The 25932-nt window shown below is 39.1% G+C and carries 25 protein-coding genes; 2 read left to right on the forward strand and 23 right to left on the reverse strand.

Features of this window, described 5'->3' with window-relative positions:
- Window positions 1–5 precede the first annotated feature (5 nt).
- Window positions 6–1730, reverse strand: coding sequence for a capsule assembly Wzi family protein (locus tag AN34_RS00110; RefSeq protein WP_197285459.1), 1725 nt, complete (start codon window positions 1728–1730; stop codon window positions 6–8).
- A gap of 172 nt (window positions 1731–1902) precedes the next feature.
- On the opposite strand from AN34_RS00110, the gene AN34_RS00115 reads away from it, so the two are divergent.
- Complete coding sequence (locus AN34_RS00115) at window positions 1903–2697, forward strand: polysaccharide deacetylase family protein (RefSeq protein ID WP_029281028.1); 795 nt, start codon at window positions 1903–1905, stop codon at window positions 2695–2697.
- A 124-nt stretch (window positions 2698–2821) separates the two neighbouring features.
- Here the strand turns inward: AN34_RS00115 and AN34_RS21515 are convergent, their stop codons facing one another.
- The 4 genes from AN34_RS21515 to AN34_RS00130 all read right to left on the reverse strand — a co-directional run bounded on the left by AN34_RS21515 (window position 2822) and on the right by AN34_RS00130 (window position 4427).
- Window positions 2822–2989: a hypothetical protein gene (locus tag AN34_RS21515; RefSeq protein WP_157263133.1), complete on the reverse strand. Its 168-nt coding sequence runs from the start codon at window positions 2987–2989 to the stop codon at window positions 2822–2824.
- A 1-nt stretch (window position 2990) separates the two neighbouring features.
- Window positions 2991–3194: a hypothetical protein gene (locus AN34_RS00120; protein WP_029281030.1), complete on the reverse strand. Its 204-nt coding sequence runs from the start codon at window positions 3192–3194 to the stop codon at window positions 2991–2993.
- Between the two features lie 76 nt (window positions 3195–3270).
- Window positions 3271–3672 carry a DUF5675 family protein gene (locus AN34_RS00125; protein ID WP_029281032.1) on the reverse strand — a complete coding sequence of 134 codons (402 nt, stop codon included), beginning with the start codon at window positions 3670–3672 and terminating at the stop codon, window positions 3271–3273.
- Window positions 3672–4427: a hypothetical protein gene (locus AN34_RS00130; protein ID WP_029281034.1), complete on the reverse strand. Its 756-nt coding sequence runs from the start codon at window positions 4425–4427 to the stop codon at window positions 3672–3674. The genes AN34_RS00125 and AN34_RS00130 overlap by 1 nt, the downstream gene beginning before the upstream one ends.
- Before the next feature lie 264 nt (window positions 4428–4691).
- Between AN34_RS00130 and AN34_RS00135 the strand changes: the two genes are divergently transcribed.
- Entirely contained in the window at window positions 4692–4913 is a 222-nt protein-coding gene (locus tag AN34_RS00135; protein ID WP_036676284.1) for a hypothetical protein, read from the forward strand.
- Window positions 4914–5262: 349 nt separating this feature from the next.
- Here AN34_RS00135 and AN34_RS00140 read toward each other — a convergent pair whose 3' ends face one another.
- From AN34_RS00140 to AN34_RS21520, 18 genes are all read right to left on the reverse strand, one after another.
- A complete protein-coding gene (locus AN34_RS00140; RefSeq protein ID WP_029281036.1) occupies window positions 5263–5886 on the reverse strand; it encodes a trans-aconitate 2-methyltransferase in 624 nt (207 codons plus the stop codon).
- Between the two features lie 52 nt (window positions 5887–5938).
- Window positions 5939–7570: a gliding motility protein RemB gene (locus tag AN34_RS00145; protein WP_029281038.1), complete on the reverse strand. Its 1632-nt coding sequence runs from the start codon at window positions 7568–7570 to the stop codon at window positions 5939–5941.
- Window positions 7557–9500 carry a nucleoside-diphosphate sugar epimerase/dehydratase gene (locus tag AN34_RS00150; protein WP_029281041.1) on the reverse strand — a complete coding sequence of 648 codons (1944 nt, stop codon included), beginning with the start codon at window positions 9498–9500 and terminating at the stop codon, window positions 7557–7559. The genes AN34_RS00145 and AN34_RS00150 overlap by 14 nt, the downstream gene beginning before the upstream one ends.
- A gap of 9 nt (window positions 9501–9509) precedes the next feature.
- Window positions 9510–10493, reverse strand: coding sequence for a glycosyltransferase family 4 protein (locus AN34_RS00155; RefSeq protein ID WP_029281043.1), 984 nt, complete (start codon window positions 10491–10493; stop codon window positions 9510–9512).
- Window positions 10490–11377 (reverse strand): NAD(P)-dependent oxidoreductase, encoded by an 888-nt coding sequence (locus AN34_RS00160; protein ID WP_029281045.1) that lies wholly within the window; start codon window positions 11375–11377, stop codon window positions 10490–10492. Before AN34_RS00160 ends, AN34_RS00155 begins: the two co-directional genes overlap by 4 nt.
- Window positions 11374–12123, reverse strand: a complete 750-nt coding sequence (locus AN34_RS00165) for a glycosyltransferase family 2 protein (RefSeq protein ID WP_029281047.1) — start codon at window positions 12121–12123, stop codon at window positions 11374–11376. Before AN34_RS00165 ends, AN34_RS00160 begins: the two co-directional genes overlap by 4 nt.
- The gene (locus AN34_RS00170; protein ID WP_029281049.1) at window positions 12120–13166 is read right to left on the reverse strand and encodes a glycosyltransferase family 1 protein; all 1047 of its coding nucleotides are present in this window, start codon (window positions 13164–13166) and stop codon (window positions 12120–12122) included. Before AN34_RS00170 ends, AN34_RS00165 begins: the two co-directional genes overlap by 4 nt.
- On the reverse strand, window positions 13163–14149 hold the full coding sequence (locus AN34_RS00175; RefSeq protein ID WP_029281051.1) for a glycosyltransferase family 2 protein: 987 nt from the start codon (window positions 14147–14149) through the stop codon (window positions 13163–13165). Before AN34_RS00175 ends, AN34_RS00170 begins: the two co-directional genes overlap by 4 nt.
- A 1-nt stretch (window position 14150) precedes the next feature.
- Window positions 14151–15452, reverse strand: coding sequence for an O-antigen polymerase (locus AN34_RS00180; RefSeq protein WP_029281053.1), 1302 nt, complete (start codon window positions 15450–15452; stop codon window positions 14151–14153).
- Window positions 15453–16394 (reverse strand): glycosyltransferase family A protein, encoded by a 942-nt coding sequence (locus AN34_RS00185; RefSeq protein WP_157263135.1) that lies wholly within the window; start codon window positions 16392–16394, stop codon window positions 15453–15455. It lies immediately after the preceding gene.
- Window positions 16391–17368, reverse strand: coding sequence for a glycosyltransferase (locus tag AN34_RS00190; protein ID WP_029281058.1), 978 nt, complete (start codon window positions 17366–17368; stop codon window positions 16391–16393). Before AN34_RS00190 ends, AN34_RS00185 begins: the two co-directional genes overlap by 4 nt.
- Window positions 17369–17399: 31 nt before the next feature.
- Entirely contained in the window at window positions 17400–18218 is an 819-nt protein-coding gene (locus AN34_RS00195) for a DUF5672 family protein (RefSeq protein WP_157263137.1), read from the reverse strand.
- 2 nt (window positions 18219–18220) lie between these two features.
- On the reverse strand, window positions 18221–19669 hold the full coding sequence (locus AN34_RS00200; protein ID WP_029281062.1) for a flippase: 1449 nt from the start codon (window positions 19667–19669) through the stop codon (window positions 18221–18223).
- A 3-nt stretch (window positions 19670–19672) separates the two neighbouring features.
- On the reverse strand, window positions 19673–20737 hold the full coding sequence (locus AN34_RS00205; protein WP_029281064.1) for an LPS biosynthesis protein: 1065 nt from the start codon (window positions 20735–20737) through the stop codon (window positions 19673–19675).
- Between the two features lie 3 nt (window positions 20738–20740).
- Window positions 20741–23260 (reverse strand): SLBB domain-containing protein, encoded by a 2520-nt coding sequence (locus AN34_RS00210; RefSeq protein ID WP_029281066.1) that lies wholly within the window; start codon window positions 23258–23260, stop codon window positions 20741–20743.
- A 183-nt stretch (window positions 23261–23443) separates the two neighbouring features.
- Window positions 23444–24193: a tyrosine-protein phosphatase gene (locus tag AN34_RS00215; protein WP_029281068.1), complete on the reverse strand. Its 750-nt coding sequence runs from the start codon at window positions 24191–24193 to the stop codon at window positions 23444–23446.
- Between the two features lie 251 nt (window positions 24194–24444).
- Window positions 24445–25581, reverse strand: coding sequence for a GDP-mannose 4,6-dehydratase (gmd, locus tag AN34_RS00220; protein ID WP_029281070.1), 1137 nt, complete (start codon window positions 25579–25581; stop codon window positions 24445–24447).
- Window positions 25582–25734: 153 nt separating this feature from the next.
- Window positions 25735–25875: a hypothetical protein gene (locus AN34_RS21520; RefSeq protein WP_157263139.1), complete on the reverse strand. Its 141-nt coding sequence runs from the start codon at window positions 25873–25875 to the stop codon at window positions 25735–25737.
- Between the last annotated feature and the right edge of the window lie 57 nt (window positions 25876–25932).

Raw genomic sequence — 25932 nt, forward strand, 5'->3', positions numbered from 1 at the left:
TCAAATTATTGAAACATATACACAATGCCAATCTTCGCATGTATATTATTCACATCTTGTTTATTCCAGTTCCAGTAATCGCCAGGAGGGGTACTATCTTGCCATTGATATAGATAATTTAAAGATCTAATATAAGTCAATTGTGCATTAGCAACAAATCGCTTAAAATTCCAGGAGAAGGTACTCCCGATGGCTAAATCAATCCAATGTCTGTTGATATATTGTCTTCGGTCTGCGGAAGCAAATGCAAATTCGTAAAATAGGTCGTTATTATTGACTTTACGCTCCAATTGAAATCCAATTCTTTTGAGTCCTTTTACCCAACTAATATCTAAGGTCTGTAAGTTGCTTCCCGGGCCAATTCCCGCACCTAGAACTTGCCCCTTGTTGGTATATCCATCCAACACCTGGCCATGCACGTACCACGTAGGATAGTCTCTCAATTGAGTAGTAGCACTTCTTTCCAGTTGGGTAAGTTCTACGCCAACTTGAATAAATTCATCTGCTCTTTTTAATGGTATTAATTTTCGTACCCCAACAACGTACGCACGGGTGTGTTCTGGTTCCGCTAAGGCATCACGCAAATCATAAGAATGGTCATTTCGCCCAAATTGGAAATAAACCTCTGCTTTACTCTCTGTAAATACATATTTAGTAAAGAATGAAATATACTGATCTCTTTCTGCTGCATCTTCACTATAAGTTCCTTCAGATGTTACATAACCCACCTTCTCTACCTGAGAAAATATCGGGAAGTAGTCGCCAAATTTATTACCCATTTTTGATCGGTTTACAATAAACGTACGATCAAATCCTAAGTACAAACCTGGTACCCATTTAGGTTGATACGTCAATACCATGCCCGAAAAATAACGCCAATCATATGGCTTTTGAACCAATTCATTTCTGATGGCTTGTGGAACAGTAGGGTCACGATTCAAGGTATATCCAGATTGTTCCAACCGTCCACCAACAATTTGCGTTTCAAAAGATCCGATATAAGTTTTAATTGGCCGGGTGGTATTCAAGGTAATATGCCTGAAGCCTGATGCATTATTACTCATTAATAAAGAATTCCGAACACCTGGTCCCCACCATAAGTTTTCATTAGAAAACCCTGCAGATACAGGTCCAACATTTAATCGTATACTGCTCTGCCCTAAACTTAATTTAGAGTACTGTCTGTTACCCATGCGGTCAGGTAAGTCGATGCGGTTGTAATAGGCACCCGTTACTGGAGTATTCCAATAAACACCATTTGGCGCATCAGCTATACGTTGAAAAACACTATTTTGAGCAAACACATATTCCGGCCTTAACTGGATTGATAAAGGACCAATTTTAGCATAGATTCCACCAGAAATTTGAGTTTGGTATCCTTTAGCCTGCACCATAGATCCATCATTCATCCCATAAGGATGATGAGAATTGACTTGTTGCTGCCAGGCGATAGGCAAAGCATAAATTTGTGTCTTAAATTTAGGATTGTTATACAATAACTTTCTGAAATGAAGCAAAGAATAACTCGTATCCGGATCTAAAGCCACATCATTTCGGTCAGACATAAACATCGGTCTGATCATGTAAGAACTATTGGAAGTGTCCTTCCCTAAAAGCTGCTGCCTTCTATAGGCATCTTCTACATTTTCCAATAAACCTACGGGTAAAGTCTGTGCAGACACCCATGTACTTAGAAAGATCAGCAATAAAAAGGGATAAAATATCCTCATAGTCATGATATAGTTTTGTTACAAGAACGCTAAAATGCTCGCAAAGGTATGTAAACTTTCCCCTGCTAAGAAACTTTTTTGCAACTTAACAAAAACCATACCATATAAAATTCAACATCCGAATGTATTTAGTGATAAAAACATACAAATAATTCAGGTTTTGTACGATTAAATGCGTTTATTTGAAGAATATAATTTTCGCAAAAGATTAACCGGAAAAACCTTGAATATTCCCATTGCCATGCTACACCATGTAGCCGAACAACCTCACCCGAGTTTGCGAACATGGTGTATCACTCACAGTAAGTTTCTGGAATTTTTAAACTGTATTGAACAGAAGGGTTTGCAAACAACTACTTTTCAGGAAATGGTATCGCAAAAACTAACGTCAAAAGATTTAAAAAACAAAATCATCATCACTTTCGATGATTGTGCCGCCGAACTTTTAGATTTTGCAATCCCTGAATTAGTGAAACGCAAGATGAAAGCTGTTTTTTATATGCCATCCAATCATATTGATGGGCAAAACATCTGGGATATAGAGGAATTTGCCATGACCAGTGTGAAACTGATGAATCTTCAACAGTTGCAATACTTATTAACTTTAGGAATGGAAGTCGGCAGCCATGGCGAAAACCACATCAGGCTAAATCGCGTAAGCGAAGCAGAGGCCAATCAGGATATTAGCAACTCAAAGAAAAAACTCGAAGAGATACTTCAACACCCCGTCTATTCATTTGCTTACCCTTATGGAAAGATCCCCGCTCAGCATCAAAGCATGCTAATAAAGGCAGGTTACCACTTTGGCCTGTCCATTTATACCGCTGTTGAAACAAAGTACACCTTGCGTAGATTTGCCATCAATGAAACAGATGACCGGAAAATTATCAACATGAAATTGAGCAGACGATATCGAATAATGCGGGCGCTATATGATCCGGTTTTATTGATGAAAAACCGATTGTAGCAGCTCAATCTGCTATACTGGTAAAATAAATCAGCACTTTTACATTATTGGGAGAGGCTGGGTGGTAAAGCAAAATACGGATATGCAGATCTGCATATCCGTTCTAAAATAAAAATAATGACAGCTACAACTTGCGGTCTTTAATCTGAATAAGCCACTGTAAAAATCGGCTGATGAAGAAACTCACGGTAGCACCTATTGCAGCCAGGAGGATGGTTTGTGTTACGGTGGCTTGAATTTGTCCGATTAAACTAAAAGACACACCACCCAATACCCCCATTTTAGTCTCCATATTAATCATCTTTTACAGTGACCTTAACAATACTGGCAATAACAGCGATATACTGCGCAATGTTGAAGATCTTGCCAGGCAACCGCAGCGGCGAAGCCAGCAATACCGTAGCGGCGCTACCGGCTAGCTGGATGGATTTTTTAACCACTTGTAACCAGCCTTTCCCCGAAGGCTGAATCACATTATGTCGAATCTTTTTTTTCAATGGATTATACTTAACCTGTTAGTCAGTATACCTAAAAAACAGCTGCAGGGAGGGCACCAACCCCACAGCTGTCAGACTATTTTACAGTGGTAATCACCAGAAATATCTTTTCATGGGCATCCAGTGCAGGGTAAACCAAATCCTGCAAACGTTCCAGCGCAATGCGGCTATAAGTGCCTTGTCCTTCACCCGTAACTTTACTTACCGGAGCAATGCAACCCTGCAGTTCCCTTAAGGCAAAGTTTGCCGGGTGGATCAGGATAGCCTCACGATTGGGTACAATACTCAGCGCCAGTTGTAAACCATGCTGTGGATGATGCCGCTTAATCAGCAGGTACCTGCCTTCCGGAATACAGCTGATGTTGCGTTTGTTATTTCGCCACGGCAGTTCAATGCTTTCACAGATCAGTTTACCCTGATAACTGATTTTGCCGTTGGTACCATCTTTACCATAGCTGCGGCTCAATAATAGCTCCATTAAACGCCCTGGATTTTAGCAAGCGTTAAACCGTTAAAAGCCCCATTGCTTAGTGGATAATCAACTTGGTTAACACGCTGGTAAAAGCTGATCCCGAAAAGCAGGAACAAAGGGTTGGCATTGGCTGCAGCCAAATGGCAGTCCAGTCGCGTAGCCGCCACTGCAATATCTTTTACACCAATTACCTCACTTTCTACCACATCAAGCTGAAAATGCTCTTCTTCAAAATTAATGGCAGCAGAAGCAGCGCTTAATTTGTAGTGGGTAGCCCCCTGTGGCGAATTGATAAGGTCACGGGCACTAAAAGCCGGTAAAACAATAGACAATAAGCCAGTTTCACGGTCAATTAACGCTTCATATTGCACATTGATGGTAGTACGGATAGGCGCTTTGATATTAAACTCAAAGTCAGTTAACAATTCCGTTTCCGCGTCCAATACCATCCTTAAACCACGCTCATTGACCGAATCGGCTTGGATTACCTTAAGCATCTGGCTCATAAGTCGGTTACTCATACCCGGGTCGGCAAGTTGGCTGGTTAATGTTTTAAAAGCAATGCGCATAAACTTCCCAGCCTTGGTGGCCCGTCCAAATTCGGCCATGTTTTCCCTGGTGCGCTCAAACCTGGGGTCACCGGCAATACGGCTGGCGCTAACGCCGCCTTTTTCTCTTGCCAAATAACCGTCTCTTGTTTTGTAAAAGGTCAAATCCCCGATTCTTCCGTTTAATTTAATAATTCCTTCCTGACGTGCCATAATATAATAGGTCTTACATCTGCTTACAAAATTGCGGTAAAATGGAAAACCTCGGTTACTAAATGGAAGCATTTGCAGTTTATAATGGTTTTTATACAGCTTTGCATTTATAAGTAGTATTTAGCTTTGCAAGAATTAGATTTTATTTGGATATTAGAACTTATTAACCGTTATTCTTTAATTACTGCTTAAGGATGGATATTCTAAGCCAAAAGCCATTGAATAGGGCACCTCCAAACCGTTGCGGTCTAAACTCAACAACACATGAAAAGAGTATGTATTTATCCGAAAGATGTGAGCATTTTAACTGGTAAAAGCCTGGCACAAGGGCAAAGGGTACTTCGAAATTTGAGGTTTGTGTTAAACAAACGCAAAGACCAGTACATTACTTTTGAGGAGTATGCAGATTATTCAGGTATCGATCTCGAATTGATCAGAAAAATTTGTCTCATTGCCCCACTGGCCATGGCGGTAACTTGCTGCTAAAAAAACAAACCCGCCCCACATCCCCGGGTTTTGTTATGACTTTCATGCAGGTTTAAATGCAAAACAAATTGCTCTTTTTAGGTATTGAATGGCGTTTCTTTATTGATGCAATGAGGAAAGTTCTTTTAGCCCTTATAAATTCCTGACAAAAAGAAATAAGATTTTTGACGTAGCTTCAATTCATTACGGGAATAAAGATTCATTTTTGCATTTCGCAAAAGTGAATACCTTAAATACTGGGGTAGATTAGGGAAACAGACTGGTAACTATTTAAAAATAGATACGCCATGTTAAAGAGTCTGGTAGCAAATAGGAGCTAGTCTAAGCACCTATACCAAATAAGTATCACTTAAGGTTTAAAAATCCCTACCTTCCACATTTGCCCTTCATCATTGCTAACCTCATCCACTGCCAGAAACTGATACTGTTCATTTAATTTTTTCCATAAAACAGCATGTTCCGCATAATAGAAAATAGAAACAATCACATAACCACCAGGTTTAAGGTTTTCGGTGATACCTGAGGCCAGTTTATCAAAGGGTTTTTTAAAATAATAAAGACATTCATTAAAAATGATTACATCAAAGCGTTCAGTAAGCTTACTATAATCATAATCCATCTGCTCAAACCTGCGCTCCGGAAAACTCGCTTTGGCTTGCGTAACGGCCGTATCAGAAATATCTATCCCTAAATACCCATCCGCATCGTTAAGTTCAGGTTTCAGGTAATGATACAATACGCCCTGTCCGCAGCCCACATCCAAAACACTTCCCTGAACAAACTGCGTATAGAACTTTGCAATACTTTTATAGTGCAGGGCTTCCTGATCCGAATATAAATAATCCCATTTGCCACCCTTAAATTGGGCCTCCCAGATGTTTTTACCAACCGGGCTCCCAAAACCATACCGGTATAAAAACTTCCGCAGAAATCTTTGTTTAAAATAATTAAATGTCTTTTCAACGAGTAGCATAATACATCAATTTAGATAAGGTGTAGTAACAATCGGATCATCCGCGATGGATTTAAAAATCGCGGTATAAATTTCTAAACGTACTCCTGATGCCAACGGTAATTAAACCAGTATTTTGCGTAGTCACTGAAGAAGATTCTCTTCTGATAATGCCCCCAACTTCCGCACGTAAATTGTATTTTGGATTAATCAGGTATGAAACTTTAGCTTCAGTAAAGAATAGATTCGTTTTAATACCCTGTCCGGTATGTACACCATAATCCTGCACACGCGTTTCATAACTCAGAAAAATATTTTTACCATAATTTAAACCTTCAGGATCTTCCCCATAGTTGGCATAGATCATCTGGCCCTGAAAATCAAAACGTTTATAGCTATAATTAAGTAAACCTAAAAACTCCCTGAAATTGGCGCCAAAAGGATGAGCTAAGGGCTGGTTCATAGCGGCATAGTTAGAAACGCGGTCAAAATGAGAATACGTATAAGGCTTGGCGGTGTTAAATTCAGCCAGGTAATTTAAACGGGGAACCTTAAATAAATCTGATCCTCTAAAACCGACCTGAATGGCATGTTTGTTAGCCCAGTAACCAGTATTCGCAAAAACTTCCTTAGCGGTAAATTCATCAAACATAAACTGTCCATACAGCGTAGTTTTATCTAAAATTTCATATTTCAGGTTAATCCCTAAGCGCATTTTATCCGGCGAAGTGGTATTAGCACTCTCCACAGAACGCAGGAAGATAAAAGGATGAACATAATTAAAGTCAAATCCGCGTTTCCCCTCTTTCTCCGCATCAGCCCAGGTAACCGCCTGAAAAAAGCCTGCAGAAAAACGTTTGGTGATATTCCAGTCCAGATAATGTGCCGCCATCCATTTGCCACGGTCACCTAATCTTCTGTCTTCGGTAAAGCGCTCGGCACCAGGATCCAGCATATAGGCAAATATGGTTTGATATTGAACATTACCCAGTGAAGCCCTTAATCTCAAGAAAGAATAATTGGCAGCCACATCAGATAACAACATCGAACGGTAACCATCTCCAATAAAATTTTTGTCATAGCCTAAGGCAATATTTAAATGTTTATTAGGTGTAAAGGACAGTAAAGCTGTAGCATAAGACCAGTCTTTTGTTTTCCCATCCAGTTTACCCGTCATCTCACTCGGCACCACTTGATTGGTATTGATAAAGTCAGTTACATAATTGGCAAAAACACCCTGATTCTCATAAGCACTGGCATAAAAAGAGAATTGTTTACCAATATCACCACCAACCTGGAAACCCCTGGTATTTAACCACGTAGTTTTGCTTTCCTTAAATTCCTTTCCGATTTGAAAATCAGGTAGAAAATCAATATAAACATGATAGTCATCACCATTAAAATTAACCAGGTGTTCGTCCGTAAGCTTTCTCCTTACCCAGCTTCTTTTGTTCAGGCTATCAGTCCCAAGTTTCATCAACGATTGATACTGGCCCACTAACAGACTATCATCCCCATAAAAACCCCTGATCGAACTGTGAAAACTAGAGTTAATATCATAAACAGAAGTATTTAACTTCTGATAGAACTGATAGGAGTAAGGGATGTTTTGATTGGGCGTTTGTGCAAAACTACCTTTATTCAAAACAAAGGCAAGCAATAGAACAAATAATAAGGTTAATCGTGGAGTATTAGTTTTTTTCATTCGTATGATCAAGTTCTTCGTAAATAGAATTGTTGCTTTTGTATTCCTGCACCAGCTGCTTCATCATCACCACCACCTGGCGGTTATCATTTAATCGGGCACAGTTAATCAGTTTATAAATATGTTGTTCTACATCATTAAAGACATATTCCCTTACCTTCCCGATCATAATTTTATGGTGATGCGTAGGCATGGTATTTTCATTATCGTTCAACAGTTCTTCAAAAAGTTTTTCTCCGGGGCGCAAGCCACTATATTGAATTTTAATATCTTGATTAGGGATTAATCCCGCCAGTCTGATCATTTTCTTGGCCAGTTCTACAATCTTAACCGATTTACCCATATCAAAAATAAAAATCTCACCGCCTGCACCCATATTCCCAGCCTCCAGCACCAGTCGGCAAGCCTCGGGTATAGTCATAAAATAACGGGTAATTTCTGGATGGGTAACAGTAACCGGCCCCCCTTTTTCAATTTGCTGCTTAAATCTCGGAATCACTGAGCCATTTGAACCCAGCACATTGCCAAACCTGGTGGTAATAAATTTGGTAATTGGTTTTACATTCAGCTCATTAATATAACTTAACCCATTGCTAAAAATATGATTCTGGTTAATCAAAGTATTATTTAAAGACTGCACATAAATTTCAGCAATTCGTTTGGAAGCGCCCATGATATTGGTCGGATTTACTGCCTTATCGGTAGAAATCATCACAAATTTACGTACGCCATATTTTACAGAAAGATCTGCCAGCAGTTTGGTGCCCAGCACATTGGTCTTAATGGCTTCGCAAGGATTATCCTCCATTAAAGGCACATGTTTATAAGCGGCCGCATGGTAAACAAAATGAGGTTTGTAAGTTTCAAACAAATACTCCATCCGTTTCACATCCCGTACATCGCCCACAGCAGCGTGGTAATTGGCATTTTGGCTGGATTCTTCCAGTTCCAGGTAAAGTTCATGTAAGGCCGTTTCAGATTGATCATTTAAAATAATCAGACTAGGCTCAAACTTAAGCAATTGGCGTACAATTTCACTGCCAATAGAGCCAGCTGCGCCAGTGATCATAATTCGCTTGTTTTTAATTTGATTACGAATCCCTTCTACATCAATTTCGATCGTTTTGCGGTTCAGTAAGTCTTCAATATTCAGGTTCTGGATCTGAGAAGATTGCAGTTTACCATCTATCCATACATTAGAAGGGGGAATATTCAATACCACCACATCATAAGCCAGGCAGGCATCTACAATTTCATTTTTAACTTCGATAGGAATACTGAAAGACGCAAAAATGAGTTCATCAATTTCCCGGTTGGCAATAAGCAGTTTCAGTTCCTTTGCATCCAGTATCCGTACACCATCAATCGTTTTCCCCACCTTTCTCAGGTCGTCATCTACAAAAGCAACAATATTTTTATTAATGCGGTTATCATGATCAAATGTTCTTTTGGTTGCTACACCTGCTTCACCAGCGCCATAAATCACCACCCGCATCTTGTCCAGATTCAGGTTTTTAACATAAGTAAAAAAATATTTAATCAGCACCCGGTAGGTGATCAGCAGCACAAAACTAACTAAACCATACACCACAACAATGATGTTAGAGATCAGCATCTTATTCATGAAGGCCAGTATAGACACGTTCAATACAAATAAGCTGGCGCTGCTGATGGCAACCGCAAATAAAATACGTAAAGTGTCCTGAGCACTGGTATACCGGATGATACCACTGTATGATTTAACGGCCAGAAAAACAACAATATTGATGGCGATGGTCACCAATGCACTCCGGCTAAAGAAGATCACGTCTAAGTCAGTGATATCAAAATTATACCGAATAAAATAGGCAACTCCAAGGGAGATCAGGCAAATCATCAGGTCAATGATGAAAATAAGCCAGCGGGGTACTATATTAACTTTATTAAACACCGGATTTAATTAACTATTTTCTGCTTGGTTACGACCAACCAATTGCCTTTTGCCCTGAATGATCATGCGGGACACCACAATAAACGTACCTGTTATGACCAAAACGATCGCAAGATAAGATAATTTGTTAACAGACCAGTAAATTACCCATATGTTCACCATCAATTGCGCCAGAACATAAGCCAGGGCAACCCCTAAATGGGGAATTTTTTTCTCATTGGCCAAAAACTGATAAAAATGCGTTCTGTGGGCCTCAAAAACATTTTCTCTTCTGATGATTCTGAAAATCATAGTCGTAACCACATCCAAACCATAAACCAGCATCAGTAAGATATAACTAAAGTTCTGAGTAACCATCATCAGCTGAAGCATAAAAAAAAGGATGATGAAGGCAATACTCACACTGCCTACGTCACCTGCAAAACACCTGGCTACCTTTCGGAAATTAAAAAAGTTAAAAACCAAAACCGCAATAATGGCCACCAGAAGCAATTGGCCTTCAATAAAAAAAACAATCTCGGTATTGATATAGTAAAAAGTAAGCAAGGTAAGTAAAGCATAACCACCAGTGATGCCATTAATCCCATCCATAAAATTTACAGCATTAATACTGCCGATAACAAAAAATAAGGCCAGCACAATGAGATACCAGGGCAGATAGATCAGCCCAAGCTGGTAAAACATCAACGCCACGGCAAGCAGGTGCACGCTAAAGCGTAAACGGGCTTTCTGAGGTTTAAGATCATCCAAAAAACTAACCGCACTAATCAGGATCAAACCTAAGGTGAACCAGCCGTACTGAAAACCAGAAAACATAAATTCAAGCAGCAAAGCAATAGGGAAAATAATTCCGCCACCCCTAATGGTATGGACCGAATGAGAACTGCGGGCGTTGGGCTTATCAATAATATGATTTTGATCGGCAATGCGAAGATAAACCAGCATCACACCAAACAGCACAACGGTATATAAGATCAGGGTAAAATCAATCATATTTTAAAATGGTCAAGAACAGATTTGGCTTGCCAGTTGGTGATTGTCCTTGCCTTTTGATCTGTAAAAGTTAATGTATTTGTCATTTTATCCAGCTTCCGGCTATTGATCGGGAATTTTGAACCTAAAAAATCGCCTATGTACGCAATGGCCTTAATTAAACCATAGGGTATAGCCATGGGCTTTTTTTTACCAAGCTGTTTGGCAATCAGATGCGATATCTCATTAAACCCCGGATGATAACCGTCCGTTAAATGGAAAACGCCGCCCACCTGATAAACCTTTTCAATAAACATAGCCACATCATCAGTCAGCACCATACTCTTTTGTACATGGGGCACATTAATATCAAAATAATAACCTTTCCTAATGCCCTTAATCATGGCCCTTAGGTTACCCGGTGGATTTTTACCGGCCAGTAAGGGTAGCCGTAAGATGGTACAAACCACCTGATTTTTTGTACACCACGCTTCTACCAGCAGCTCAGCGGCAATTTTACTTTTCCCATAAGGATCAGTAGCTGCCAGCGGATGGTTTTCATCAATTAACACCCCTTTTTCCAGGCCATATACAGCGATAGAACTGATCAATACAAAATATTTTGGTAAATGTGCGGCACGGCTTAAAGCCTGCAGTAACCGTTGCGTACCCCCTACATTGATATTTTCAAAGGCTGCACTTTCTGCTGCTGTTCGGGGTACCGAATGGGCTTTACCAGCCGCATGAATCACCAGGTCTGAAGGTGGAAGTGCCGGAAGCTCTTGTTCAAGATCTGCAATGATTTCACCTTTGGTTCGGCCTAACCTAACAAGGGTTTCAGCAGAGAAATGATGACAAATCGCCTTGCCCAGAAAACCGTTCGCACCTGTTAATATAATGGTCATTTGGCAAATTGAATTAATCTTTTAGCTATTCGCTTGGGCATAAGCAAAATAGGCGCATTCAGATGATTGATCTTCCAGGCACGTAAAATTTCCAGGTTGCCTTGTACAATGTTTTTAATACTCGCATTGGTGGCACCGCCCAGCCGCATTTTAACAAAAGTAATATTGAGGTACAAGCTTTTATAATCATAAAGCTTAAAAAGCCGCAACATAAATTCATAGTCAGCGGCCAGGCGCATGTTTAAATTAAACAAACCTACCCGCTGATAAACAGCCCGCTTAATAAAAAGCGAAGGATGTGGGGGTACATGACCATCTTCAAAAAAGTTAGGATAATAGCTTTCAGAGGTCCATTTTCGAACCACCTTTTTAAGATCGTCAGATTTAACATAAACCAAATCCCCATAAACAACACTTAAGGCAGGGTCTTTGGTGAAAAAATGCATCACCTCACCCAGAACATTAGAGTGAGCATAAACATCATCTGAATTCAAAATTCCAATCACCTCACCGCTGCAAAGCGCAATGCCTTTATTCATCGCATCGTAAATGCCATGATCAGGTTCAGAAATAACCTGGCTAATAGAGTCGCCATAACTGCGGATAATATCGAGCGTACCATCGGTTGATTTTCCATCAATAATAATATATTCAACATCATTATAATATTGACCCAAAACACTATCAATAGCAGTTTTAATAGTTTGGCGATTATTATATACTACTGTGATGATGGAAATCTTCATTGTCCTAATTTATGGTATACCTGTACTGTTTCCTGATAACATTTCTCCCAGGAAAAACGACCGGCCTGTTGCTGCCCCTTTGCTTTAAGTGTGGCTTCATTCCCCTGGATACTAAAAATGGCTTGTTTAAAAGCTTCAAGATGTAGATCATCTACCAAAATACCGGCATTTCCGGCAACTTCTGGAATAGAAGATTTCCTCATAGCTACAAAAGGAGTTCCAGTTTTCATTACTTCAAGCAAAGGAATACCAAAACCCTCATACAAAGAAGGATAAATTAGGGCATAAGCCTCATTATAGACCTGGTTGAGCTGAACATTGTCTATGTTGGTCAACATGTTCCACCGGCCTGGAAGGTGTTGATTCAATAAACTGGTTTCTGTCGGTGTTAACCCCGAACCAACAATGCAAAAATCAAAATCAGGAAGTTCACTTAAAAGCGATACAGCAAAATTAAAATTTTTATAATAGGCCCTGGAGCCAATAAAAAGCAGATAGGGTCTGGCGTTTGCATGGCGCACCTGTTCTATTGGATAAAAGCTGTCTGATACACCATTATAAATAACAGTGATATTTTCTTCTTTTAAGTAGGGATGGAAATGAAGCAAATCACGTTTGGTATGTTCAGACACCACGATTATTTTTTCAGCAGCACGGATGGCTTTATTTTTCTGATGAAGGTGCAGATACCGGCGCAAACCGCTATAAAACTTTTCATGCACAAAATCATGAATCGTGATCACCTGCCGGGCATTGGGGTTTCGGGTAATGCGATTATAGCTCGAATGAAAAATAAATGGAGTTTTCTCCGCTGATAAGGGCAATACTTTAAAACGATCCAATAAAATGTGCCTCCCATTCCTTAACGGAAGCTCTTGATGAGGAAGGTTTAAGCCAGCACGAGAAATATTTTGATTGGGCCGTTCCGTAAAGGAAATATCATGCTGATCCCGCAATAACCTGGAAATGAGTTCAGTCCAGTAAGTAGAAATGCCGCCTGCCCTTTGCAAACTATAAATGATATTATCAAAATGTATTTTCATAGCGTACGCCCGGCTTTAACATGTGCCATCACCTTTTTCCTGAGTAGATACAAGGTGTAAAAATACACCACATTTTTACCCAATCCTATTTTGAAAATCTGATGCTTCCACATAGTTAAAAATAATGCTGGAAAGCTTTTTTGATAGTAGTGCAGAAAAGCTTGGATCATGTTCAGTTGATCTTCATGCAGTTCACTGCGATAACGGCTAAAGAAAGAATGCACCAGCTTGTAATTATCCACCAGTGGCTTCAGCATATAATCCGTATCTTTAAAATACCGGTTAAAACGACTCATAAAGCGCATCTTATCTACGTTTCCACTTACATTTTTTTGATGCTGCCGGTATAGAATAAGGTTTTCATCAATTAATAGATTCTTTCCGAAAGCAGCAATTACCAGGGCTACATAATAGTCGTGATTAACAGATTCAGTTGGAATGTGCTTAATCTTCCGAACCGCTGCCCGGTTTAAAATCATCGTACAGCCCCAGGCATAATTCTCATTAATTAATACTTTTAAATTAAGCTGAGGAGGTAAAGGTAAGCGGGCCGCGATCTTTTGATCCGCTTCATCTATAAAGCTCAGGTTAGAATAGCAAAGCAATGGAAAATCAGCACCATAAATAGATTCATTTTTCAATAAGCCGGCTAAAGACCGTTCCAGCTTATAATCCAGCCAGATATCATCCTGGTCTGCAAATAAGATATATGGTCTGTTGTTTTCATAAGCCCAGTCAAAAAGAGCAGAAAAATTACGGCAGGCGGTACCATGTGCCGAGCCATACTGAATATACTTAATGCGTTCATCCTTTTCACTATAGGCTTTAATGATATTTAACGTGTCATCTGTAGATTGGTCATCACGAATAATCAGTTCCCAATGGGGATAAGTCTGTCTTAAAATGCTGTCCAGCTGTTTATCCAGGTAGGCAGCCCCATTATAGGTTGCCATCAGGATCGTTAGTACCAGTTCCTCTTTCATCTTACTTAATGGCAAGCCGGTTTACAATAAAAAAGAAAGCCAAAAAAAACATGTGAAAGAAATTGGTAAAAGAACACATGAAAATACAAAAGATAAATAGAGACCATTCAACAATGTAATATTCACTGTTTTTTGCGATGTAATTCTTAAAAGAATTCATGGATAAAAATCCATAAAGAAAATTAAGTGCCACAACACCAAACCACCTGAAATCAAGAAACGGATCAACGATATACGTACCTATTTTAGTGTAAGAGCTATACAATGGTGGATAAATGGCATTTTTATCAATAGGCAAAACAGTGATAAGAGGTCTGGCAGAATACGCACCATAACTTACATAATCATCCCGCAAGGCGGTACTAACAATTTCGTTTCCGGCAGAAAAATTAACGGCCCCATACAAAGAAAGATAAGTTTCGATAATATTGGTTGGCTTGGTAATATCGCCGTAATCCCTTAAAAATTCATTAACAGACATTTCTTTATCGTCATCAGCCGAGCTTCCCCGCAATTGGCCCAGCACAATAAACAAAACGATACAAGCCGCACCAATAGAAAAGAGTTTGAACAGTGGAATCGTTTTATAGTAGCTATAGGCGATAAGCATAGAGAAGAAAAACAACACAATAATCTGCCGGCTGAAAAAGTTAAGGATGATAAAAACACAAACGAAACTAAGGGCTAAAAACTGCCAGAAACGAATGGTCTTTTTCTTATACAAAATATAGAACATGGCAGGCAATACCGAATTCAACACGATAAAATTATGCAAAGGGGTAACGTCATTCTCGTTAATATCCTGGTAAACAGCAGCATTTCCTAAATTCAATACAGGTAAATAACCCAGCTGGCCAACTTCCAGAATAAACACCCCTATACCAGCAACAAAAACCAGTAATAAAAAAGCCAGGCTTATCCTCGGGCTTAAAGGTGGCATATAGTTTTTCAAACTAAAAGAAAATGTCTTCATAGACACCAACCCACCAATAATAAAAAAGGCCACGCTAAAAATCATCATTAAAACAAACTGCCATTCATAGCCCATTTGCCTGTCTGAAAGAATCAAAAAGGAAAACCCGGCGATATACACGAAAATGCTGTAAATGGTAAAAGGATTAATAATTTGTCCGAAACGGATGATAGAGAAGATCGATAATCCCTCCGCAATCAACAAGAATGCGCCAAATGGAATCAGTTCTTCTGGGGTACAACCCCAGGAAGCATACCGCACCAGCAGGTACACATCTACAAATACAAGCGCACCAATAATCAGGATCAGGATGTAAGGTTTAATGCCCATTTATTTGATTGTTTTATAAATCCTGATACTCAATTTTAAAATTCCTTGTTTTAATAATGGCCATCCCTGAACAGGATTTTTTGCAAAACTACTGAAAATATAACGGAGACCCTTAGAAACACCAAGTGATCTGACTTCATGAAGGGCCAATAAATCCAGATTGAGTTGCTTAAGTGCTGCCATTTCTTTGGGATGATGCAAAGCAGAAAGGGCCTGATCCATATAGACTCGAACCACCACTTCGCCTAAAAACATATTTCTTTTATTGTTCATGGCACTATTGCCATGAACCCTGATCAATGCTACAGAACGATGATCACCATCGAAAATAAAACGCGGATGAAGCAGGGCAACCTTAAACCACAACATCCAGTCTTCGTTATTTTTCAAATGTTGATCAAACTGCCCTGCTGCTACAATCAGTTCCTTTTTCACCAAAGGGCTGTTTATGGTCAATACATTATTGGTGATTAACCTTTTAAAAAGATTGAAATCATGTAAGGTTTCGGTAGCCAAAAAGCCATCAGGATATTTCTGAACTTCTTTCCGACCCATAGCCTCTTCCATAAAAAACACCGATTTAGAAAAGATCAGACCTGCATCAAACTGCTGCGCCATGCCCACCTGAATACTTAATTTATCCTCACTCAATAAATCATCCGCATCTAAAAACTGGAGGTAAGCTCCTTTTGCGAGACCAATCCCAATATTTTTGGCCGCTGATGTGCCGCCATTATCCACCGGATGAAAAATGATGCTGTACTGTGGGTGTGCTGTAATAAACTGCTCCACCACTTCGGCAGTATCATCACTGGAGCCATCATCAACAATGATGCATTCCCAGTGAACATAGCGTTGTTTGATTACACTTTCCAGCGTTTCTAAAATCAGATGCCCATAATTGAAAGTGGGTATAATGATACTCACCAAAGGTTTGATCATAAAGCTTCCTGTATTTTTTCTTGAATCACCTGCCAACGATTTTCCCACTGATGGTGGCGAATCACATGATGATAATTCTGTTCAATCAGGTCATGATAATCTTCATAACGGGCTAAAATATCAATGATCTGGTCTCCTGCACGATCCATTTCAATTTCTACGATCGGAGAATATCCAAATAATTCTTCCATATCGGATGGCAAAACACCAACAATCAAACACTTAGCCGCCATGGCCTGCAAATACCTTAAAGTCATGGAGGAGATGTATTCTGCACGATTTGGATGGGTGATATTAGACGGTACACAGATCACAATTTTAGCAGCCGCCAATGCCGCTGAAAAACTCGGCTTATCAGGAAAAAGCAATTTCATCTCTGGCTTTCGGTAAACATGATGCTTTCCACTTAATGCCAATGGTCCAGCGATCTGATCGTGATAGGCATCATACATTCTGCCAAATTCAAGCACATCAATATCTTTCTCACCAAAAGCATTAAAATGATAATCCTGAACCGATAAGGCTTCAGGAAGCCAGAGCGCCCTGCACTTCACTTTAGGATATTTTTGGTTAAAATTTTTGAGCACCTGTTTAGACGAAAAGAATACATACCGCACGTTGAAAAAATCCAGAAGGGGAAAAATCCAGCGGTGAAACCTTGGCCAAACATCATACATGTAAACGAAATTTAACTGGGTAGTGAAAGCATAAGGTATCAGTAACCTGAAATCACCACTAATCATGGAAACAAAATTTACAGCAGCCTCATCACCAAATTTTAGCCGTATTTTAAATAAAGAGGGATATAAAGTAAGTTTTCTAACCAGAAAAGATTTAAACCGGGAGTGTTTAACCATAATCCGCCTGGTATCAAAATTGGAGGGTGCCTGCTCTATTGTACGATATAATTCATCAATACAATCAAGAAAGTATTCCTCATCATTGGATTGCAACAAGCGAAGTTTTATTCCCATAGAGTACAAATGTGCAAATTTTTATAAAACTTTAGTCTACGTTAATGTGATACCCTTGGGCGTTGATGTGTTTTTGCCAGAAACTCAAATTATACTTCCACCAGGCATGGCAGCCAAAGGGCAATTCATGTCCATTCATTTCAAACAAGACCTCTGGGTTAACTTCAAAGCTGAATTTAATGGCTTCCTTGATTTCTGGTAATTTAAAATCAGGGAAATTATGAGGAATAACTTCCGACCAGAAAAGATCTTCATTAATGATGGGTTGAAAGGGATAACCAGAATAGATATAAACCATTTGGTGTTTAATATAACGGTATAGATTAATGTAAAATGGCCGGTTGGCATCATCAAAAGTCCGGGTAAATTTCAGTTTCCTAAACCGGCTCACCACGTCATAACAGTGCCTCACATGTCGAAGACAAAAGCCGCCATTACCTAAACTCACTAGCGGGCTATCTGGCTGCGCAAAATCATGCCCTTCAAACAAGGGGGCTCCGATATTATCGTATCCCTTTTCACACCATTCCATCAGTTCATCTCTAAACACAAAGGCATCCAGCTGATGAATCAGCATAAAATCATAGGTTAAAAAACTGGCATATAAACCATCGTATTTCATTAAACGGTTATATGCCGGAATATCGGTAAAAAAATGATCCTCAAAAACCTGGTACCTCGCCTGGTGGTTAAGTACATAATAGTGGTGCTGAATAAAGCTTTCCAGACTTTTGGGTACAATAAAATAAATATCATGCTTAGCCAGTATCCGGAAACACTGATCCATAGAAATCTGTTCAAATGAACGAATCTGATCTGTATACACAGGAATAACAACACAAGCTTTCATAACTAAATTTTTTGTAAGAATTTTAAGGGTCCAAAGCCTGCCAATACCTCCAATACATTCTTGTTTTTCCAAACCCATACCTGCATGGCAAGATAAACCAAACCAGAGAGCAAAACGGTGATGACAACCACCACAATGGGCACAGCACTTATTTTTAACACCAGCATCTTAATTAGAAAAAAAGATGCAGAAGTAACAATGGCCTGTAAAGTTTCTAAAATGGGAAATTTAACGCGGAACAGCTTAAACGAGAAGAAGAATAAGAGTAGCGTTACACTAAATTCAGTGGCCAGTGAACTAATAGCCGCACCATTTTGCTTATAAATTGGAATAAGTAAAAAGTTTAAACCCAGGCTAACAAAAACACCAAATAAGGAGGCATATAGAATTTTTCGTTCTTGGTGCAGTGGCAGCAAAATCTGATGAGCAAAAATCTGTGCCATACCCACAAACACCACAATGAAACATAAGATTTGTAAGGAGCTTACGGCAGGTAAATATTTTTCACCGGCAAATAAGCGGATAATTTCTGCTGATAAACAATAAGTGCCCATGGCTATAGGGATACTTAAAAATACAACAAAGTTGATGGATCTATTTAAAAGTAACCTGGCTGTAACCCAGTCTTCGGCTTTGAAAGCAATTGTTAACCTGGGCAATAATACAGCAGATAAAACGCCAATAACAGCTAAAGAAATTTTACTGATGCGCATAGAGGCAGAATAATAGCCAACATACACATCACTGGTTAAAAAGCCAAGAATGATGGTATCAAAAACCAGGTAGATAGTGGTAATAATGCTATTAGAGAAAATAATAAAAAGCGGTTTCAGGTGATGCTTCAGCCTAAGGTCTTTAAAAGAAATGTTAACCAGCTTACTGACAGAATACATATTGGTAACAGCGGCCAGAACCGTAGCGACGAGGTTTAAGGCATAATAGGTATTCCGGTCAGCAGCAGAATGCACTAAAGCAAATAGCAATACAATGGTAAACAAACGGATTACTACCGTTCGGATAGCAATGTATTTAAATTTCTCTATCCCCTGAAAAAACCATTCTGCAATGAAAACATTCCCCAGTAAAATGGCCATGCCAATTTGATAAAGCTCAAAATTGGCAAACAACTTATGACTGGATAAGCTGATCACCAATAAAATTCCAATAGATATCAGTGAAGTAACCAGATGAATAAAAATAAGTTCAGAATACACTTTTCCAAGTGCAACAGAATCGTTTTTTACTTTCGCAATTTCCCTTACCCCATATAATGGAATACCGAGTGCAGAAAAAATTAGAAAATAGGTAATAAAGTTATCGGCAAAGTTTACAGCACCCATGCCTTCAGGCCCCAATATACGGGAAGCATAAGGGAAGGTAACCAGCGGAAATAAAATTTGAGAAACGGATAAGAGTGTATTAAAGACAATATTTTTCTTTAAGCCCGACATGCATTATTTAATCATCAATAAAAATCCCCGTCTCACCAATAACAGTACCGACATTAAAAATCCGGCCAGAAAAAAACCAGTAACCATACCCTGGGTTTTTGTGGTAGCCAGTTTGGTCAAAGGTAAAACCGGTGCATCGATCATTTGAATTAAAGGCATTTCTTTGCGTTGCGATACTTTCGACATCTCCAGATTTTTCACCAGTTCCGTCAGAATTGCCGTATTGGCTTGTGCATCCACCTGTCTCCGCTGAGAAGGCACTTTCAAGATCTGTCTGGCTGGATTAGGATTGGGATTGGCATCTGTTAAGGAAGCCATACCAGCCAGCGCACCATTTAATTCACGCTTAACAGAATCTGTTTGATGCTGAAGAATGGCAACGTTCTGCAATGATTTTTTAGTTTTGGTCTGCACATAAAATTCATTTACATTTTTGACAATTTCATCATCAAATGCCTTCGAAAATAACTCATCTTTAGAAGTAACCTGAACCTTTAAAATACTCAGTTTTTTATCTGGCTTGGTAACCACCAAATTATTCTTGCCAATCTCTTTCACCACTTCACCAAGAATACTATCCTGAGCACGGTTTAACTTTTCATTTTTATTGACCCTAAAATTGATGTTTTTCAAAATAGGATGTTCAGCCCATTTTGCCTTCAGGTTATTGAATTCAAGATAACGATCGATTAACAACTGCTTTTTCCCGTTAAAATCCGTTTCGGTTAAAAGCGACTTTTGAATCATATTTCTTGATTTGTATAATTCAATTAAGTTATCACCCTGAAATACCCCACCATTGCCAGAGGAACCAATCTCTATCCCCACCATTGAGGCCAGTCCGGCCATCTGCCCCAGGCTTCCACCTCCGTTGGCATCTTCCAGTGCAAAAGTACTGGCTGCCACATACTTGGGCTTTTTATAAGTGGCATAGAGGTACCCCAATACAACGCCGCATAAGCAACCGATCAGGATGATGAACCATTTTGACCGGAGATAAGATAACCACTCATTCGTTTTAATGGCTAATTCCTTCAGTGTAACTTCTTTATGATTGGTTTCAGACATGGCCTAACGTAATAAACTGACAATAATGGCAGCCAATGAGGCTATACCTGTTGATATTCCAATAAACGTGGCCGCGTTAAGCTTCTCACGTTCTGCTCTTTTAGGTACAAAAATCTCAGAACCCGGCTTTACCTGTGGGAAATTATTGAAGAATAGAAATTTCCGGTTGGCCGCAACTGATCCGTTAGAATAAACGATAAATGCGCCTTTTTTATAGGCATTATAACTGAAACCGCCGGAGCCGCTGATGTAGCCTGTAAAACTTTTACCTTTGGTGTAAACAATGCTGTTTGGTTTCAAAACTTCACCCGTTACACGAACGGTTTGAAGTTCTTTAGGTACCCGGATTACATCGCCATTTTCTACAATTAAGTCATTTCTTGATAATGGCTTATTCATAATTTTTTTAAGGTCAATCCCAACCAGATCACTTCTTAATATTTCAAGGTCCTTATCCAGGCTGGTGGTATCTCTGGCACCCGATTGCTTTAAGCGCTGTAGATTTAATAGTTTCTCCCTTTCTTCTCTTCTCGTTTCCAAACTATCCATGCGCAAATCTCCCTTGCCATTGCGCCTTAAAGATGCACCTTCAACATAAGCCAACGGACTTAATCCTCCGGCTCTTTTAATAATGTCTGAAATCCTTTCATCCTTTTTAGTGATGGTATAAATACCTGGATACAATACCTCACCTTCAATTTTAATCTGACGTTGGGTATGGTAACTTTCCGAACTTCTGATGGAAACAATATCAAATGGCTTCAGCGTAAAATCCTGGTCCTGTAGTTTTAAATCCGGATCTACTTTAACGGTAAATACTTCTGCCGTTTGCGCGGATACCGAAGTAGCATCGCTATTTTTGATCCTTCTGGAGATCTCAATTCTGTTCGGCGTGGCACTTTCTCTAAAACCGCCAGCCATTTGAATTAAAGATTCGAGATTCATACCATCTGCGTAGGTAAATGTTCCAGGCTGTCTTACCTCACCCTGTATCGTCACCCTGAATTCTTCACGCAGTTCAAATATCGATTTGATACTCACCCTATCTTCTCGCTGCAATTTAATATCAGGATCTGTACCTGCTAAAATTTTACCCAAATCAAAAGATACCAATGCCAGACTATTATCAGCATTTAACCTGGAAATATAACCCCGGTTTAAAAAGGCATCTTCCTTAATACCATCTGCTTTTTGAATCAAATTTTTAAGCGTCAGCTGATCATCCAGTTCATATTGGCCCGGACGAAAAACAGCACCTTCAATTTCAACGCGGTTGGCAAAGCGGTCAAGAATTTTTTCCACAATAAACTTATCTCCGTTTTTAGGTTGGTAAGTTTTAAAGTCAGACTCCGGAACATCTATAATCTTCCGTTCCCTGTTGGTATTTTGTAATACTTTTATTTGGGCTGAATAGGCATCATTAGAAAAACCACCTGCAAAACGTAAAGCGTCGGCCAGGCTTTCAGTATCTTTAATTTCAAAATAAGCCGGGCGTTTTACCTTTCCTGATAAGGCAATTCGTTTTTGATAAACTGGGATATTGACTACATCTTGGTCCTGTAATCGGATATTACCTTTTTGAATGCCATTTAACAGGAAGTCGTAAATATCAACAGCATAAATAACTTTATTGTTGCGGATAACCTGAATATTCCGGTAAGTTCCATTTTTATTCGGACCACCAGCACTACTCAATACATTAAAAAGGGAAGATAAGGAAGATACGGTATAGGAACCAGGCTTAACGGCTTCACCAACTACCGTAATCGTGATACTTTTAATATTTCCAAGTGTGATGGATACGGAAGTTCGGCCTGATTTAATAGCAGGATAAGTACTCGAAAGGGATGATTTTATTTTAGAAGTGGCCTGTTCAATGTTTAAACCTGCAACAGAAATAAGCCCAACGTATTGAACTTTTATAGTTCCATCCGGACTCACCTTTGATTTATAACTCACCTCGTTATCTCCGGTAATATCAATCAGTAATTCATCATCAGGCCCCACCACATAACTCTTTGGGGTGGCCATCCTTAAGTTAGGTTCAAACATTTGTGTACTAGCCCCAAAAAGCTCTTCACCAAATATTTTAAGATTATTAAGTTCATCTGCATTCGCTATAGCCTGCGCAGATAAAGCAGAATTAATTTTTTTAAGAGAATCAATCTTACTTTGTGCACTGTTTACCCTCGTCCGTTCAACATCTACAAAGGGCTTAGCTACAGCCTGACCTGTGGTGGTATTGGTATTGGTGGTCCCTGTTCCGTCTTGTTTTCTGATTTTATCAACCCTTAAACGCAACTTTTCAATTTCCGTTTGCGGCATGCCTTGTGCCAATGCAAGCTGCTCCAACTGTGCATCATTATATCCGATGGATTCTGCACGCTGCATCAACTCCCGAATTTTGGCATCACTCAGTTCATCAACCTTTACATCGGCATAATTGGTTTGAGCATATAAGGATGGAGAAAAGAGAAAGGCAATAAAAATTAAAGTCGCCTTAAGTAAATTTTTAAACTTCATGTGTAGGTTGTTTATGAAAACCTGTGCGAATGTTCTTTTTATCATTCGGATACAAATTTTCATCATATTGATATGCAATGTTACCCCAAAAATACAAAATTATTTGATTGCACAGGAAAGCATCTCAACATTAACACCTGTTAATGCCATTGCGAAAATGATAGCCGTTAATAGTTAGTGATGCTAAAGGATTTGGGGCATGGCCTCACCAAACAATTCTTTGTTTTTAAACGCATAATGTCCCAATAAATCATAAAGCTTTCCGCTTTGAACGGCTTCCGTTAAAGTATGAAGATGTTTATCATGGTGCAGGTCTGTTCCGGCCAAATCATACATGTTTTCTTTTAACAGGTATTCGGCCAGTTGTTTAACTTCTTTACCATAATAACCCACAATAGACAATAAATTAAGTTGTAGCAAACACCCTTTATCTTTAAAGCGGTTTAAACGTGTTTTATCTTTGAAATAGAAGGTATAACGTTCTGGATGAGCCAAAATAGGGCGGTATCCTTTAATTTCAACATCAAAAACCCGCTGGCTGATGTTAGGGCTCTCATTCAGGTATGACATTTCAATCAAAAGAAATTTTTGTTGAATAGGGCACATTTCGGCCTCAAGGTCAAAATCCTGATCGATCATATACTCTGCGCCCGAATCCAGTTTCAAAGTAACCTTTGCCTGATCCATAGCCAGTTGTAAGGCAAATCTGGCTTGGTCAATAGTCAATTTGGTATTGGGATACAATTCCTTAAAAATATGAGGGGTAGCAATCAGTTGATTGAAACCCAAATCCTCCAGTGCTTTCACAAACCGCAATGAGGTAGCCACATCGGGCGAACCATCATCAATGCCTGGAAGAATGTGCGAATGCATGTCTATTCCCAACCAGGAAATATCAGTAATTTTATTTTTTTTGCTAAAAAAGTTAAACATATGATCAGAATACGGAATTAGTTGTTAAAATTATTATTTGAGAAGCGAAAATTAGCTTTAACTCCCTAGACTTAGCCGCTATAATCTTTAAAATTCTCTTACTGAAACCTTTATCTGGTTTAAATTACCTATAAAAATACATAAAAAGAAGCTAATTCTATAAACACACTATTCTATATTATTTTTTCCCCTAACATATACGGAAAGAACATCCAAATAACGCTATAGTATTTGCTTTATTCTATTTACAATTATTCAAAGTAATTAAGTGTTCGGTAACCACCTTGTTTAAGGTATTCATCCTTTTTCATTAAATTCAGATCAGAGGTGACCATATCTTTCACCAATAAAGGCAAATCATATTGAGGGGTCCAGCCCAGTTTTGTTTTCGATTTAGTAGGATCACCTAATAAAAGATCTACCTCTGTAGGCCTGAAATACTTTGGATCTACCCGAACAACGGTTTGACCTGGTTTTAGCAAGTCTCCGTTTAAACCTAAATTCCGGATCACAGTTTCATCAACATCAATGATTACACCCTTTTCATGTGCATCTTTACCTGAGAATTCAATTTCAATGCCCAATTCGGCAAAACTCATTCTCACAAAATCGCGTACGGTGGTGGTTACGCCAGTAGCAATTACAAAGTCTTCAGCCTGCTCCTGTTGAAGAATTAACCACATGGCTTCAATATAATCTTTCGCATGGCCCCAATCTCTTTGTGCAGAAAGGTTACCTAAATATAGGCATTGCTGTAAACCCAGGGCAATTTTACAAGCCGCCCTGGTAATTTTCCGGGTGACAAAAGTTTCTCCACGCAAAGGACTTTCATGATTAAATAAAATACCATTGCAGGCAAACATCTGGTAAGCTTCACGGTAATTTACCGTAATCCAGTACGCATACATTTTAGCAGCAGCGTAAGGGGAGCGTGGATAGAAAGGGGTAGTTTCGCTTTGCGGAACGGCTTGCACCAGGCCATAAAGCTCAGAAGTAGAAGCCTGATAGATTTTTGTTTTTTCAGTCAAACCCAATATCCTCACAGCCTCAAGCAAACGCAAAGTTCCAAGGCCATCTGCATTGGCAGTATATTCAGGCATTTCAAAACTCACCTGTACATGACTCATGGCCGCAAGATTATAAATCTCATCTGGTTGCACTTCTTGTACAATTCTAATCAGATTGGTAGAGTCAGTTAAATCACCATAATGCAATTTGAAACGCACATTATTTTCATGCTGATCCTGGTAAAGATGATCAATACGGTCGGTATTAAAAGAGGAAGCACGTCTTTTGATACCGTGCACAAAATATCCTTTTTTGAGCAAAAATTCCGCAAGATAGGCACCATCCTGTCCAGTCACACCTGTGATTAAAGCAACTTTCATAACTTATTCTGATTATTAAATTGCAAACATACTGAATAATTCATTTGATTGATAGCAACCTGTGGCTTTTAGAAAATAGGAGTTAAACACATGATAAGATTTCCATCAGATGATTCAAATCCTAATTCTCAAAAAACACAAGGAGAAAAAGATTTAAGTGAGTGAATTTTGCCTGTTAAACCTGTTGCGCTTTTTACGCTTTTCATTTTCTTTTAAACGTCTAAGGGCGAGATAAGCGATTAAATTAGAAAAAACTACGGCAGCAATGCCAAGAATTTCAATTTTCGTAATCATAATAAAGGGATAAACTAAATTGGAAACGAAAAATCAAACACAATGTTTTATGATTTC

It is taken from the genome of Pedobacter sp. R20-19 (genome assembly GCF_000708265.2).
GTDB lineage: Bacteria > Bacteroidota > Bacteroidia > Sphingobacteriales > Sphingobacteriaceae > Pedobacter.

Coding starts and splice junctions, on each gene's coding strand:
- AN34_RS00140 (WP_029281036.1), bottom strand. CDS start 5,886: ATGCTACTCGTTGAAAAGACATTTAATTATTTTAAACAAAGATTTCTG.
- AN34_RS00145 (WP_029281038.1), bottom strand. CDS start 7,570: ATGAAAAAAACTAATACTCCACGATTAACCTTATTATTTGTTCTATTG.
- AN34_RS00175 (WP_029281051.1), bottom strand. CDS start 14,149: ATGAAAGAGGAACTGGTACTAACGATCCTGATGGCAACCTATAATGGG.
- AN34_RS00125 (WP_029281032.1), bottom strand. CDS start 3,672: ATGGAGCTATTATTGAGCCGCAGCTATGGTAAAGATGGTACCAACGGC.
- AN34_RS00200 (WP_029281062.1), bottom strand. CDS start 19,669: ATGTCGGGCTTAAAGAAAAATATTGTCTTTAATACACTCTTATCCGTT.
- AN34_RS00195 (WP_157263137.1), bottom strand. CDS start 18,218: ATGAAAGCTTGTGTTGTTATTCCTGTGTATACAGATCAGATTCGTTCA.
- AN34_RS21520 (WP_157263139.1), bottom strand. CDS start 25,875: ATGATTACGAAAATTGAAATTCTTGGCATTGCTGCCGTAGTTTTTTCT.
- AN34_RS00135 (WP_036676284.1), top strand. CDS start 4,692: ATGAAAAGAGTATGTATTTATCCGAAAGATGTGAGCATTTTAACTGGT.
- AN34_RS21515 (WP_157263133.1), bottom strand. CDS start 2,989: ATGGAGACTAAAATGGGGGTATTGGGTGGTGTGTCTTTTAGTTTAATC.
- AN34_RS00130 (WP_029281034.1), bottom strand. CDS start 4,427: ATGGCACGTCAGGAAGGAATTATTAAATTAAACGGAAGAATCGGGGAT.
- AN34_RS00180 (WP_029281053.1), bottom strand. CDS start 15,452: ATGGGCATTAAACCTTACATCCTGATCCTGATTATTGGTGCGCTTGTA.
- AN34_RS00155 (WP_029281043.1), bottom strand. CDS start 10,493: ATGATTGATTTTACCCTGATCTTATATACCGTTGTGCTGTTTGGTGTG.
- AN34_RS00115 (WP_029281028.1), top strand. CDS start 1,903: ATGCGTTTATTTGAAGAATATAATTTTCGCAAAAGATTAACCGGAAAA.
- AN34_RS00185 (WP_157263135.1), bottom strand. CDS start 16,394: ATGATCAAACCTTTGGTGAGTATCATTATACCCACTTTCAATTATGGG.
- AN34_RS00160 (WP_029281045.1), bottom strand. CDS start 11,377: ATGACCATTATATTAACAGGTGCGAACGGTTTTCTGGGCAAGGCGATT.
- gmd (WP_029281070.1), bottom strand. CDS start 25,581: ATGAAAGTTGCTTTAATCACAGGTGTGACTGGACAGGATGGTGCCTAT.
- AN34_RS00170 (WP_029281049.1), bottom strand. CDS start 13,166: ATGAAAATACATTTTGATAATATCATTTATAGTTTGCAAAGGGCAGGC.
- AN34_RS00210 (WP_029281066.1), bottom strand. CDS start 23,260: ATGAAGTTTAAAAATTTACTTAAGGCGACTTTAATTTTTATTGCCTTT.
- AN34_RS00165 (WP_029281047.1), bottom strand. CDS start 12,123: ATGAAGATTTCCATCATCACAGTAGTATATAATAATCGCCAAACTATT.
- AN34_RS00205 (WP_029281064.1), bottom strand. CDS start 20,737: ATGTCTGAAACCAATCATAAAGAAGTTACACTGAAGGAATTAGCCATT.
- AN34_RS00110 (WP_197285459.1), bottom strand. CDS start 1,730: ATGAGGATATTTTATCCCTTTTTATTGCTGATCTTTCTAAGTACATGG.
- AN34_RS00190 (WP_029281058.1), bottom strand. CDS start 17,368: ATGGGAATAAAACTTCGCTTGTTGCAATCCAATGATGAGGAATACTTT.
- AN34_RS00215 (WP_029281068.1), bottom strand. CDS start 24,193: ATGTTTAACTTTTTTAGCAAAAAAAATAAAATTACTGATATTTCCTGG.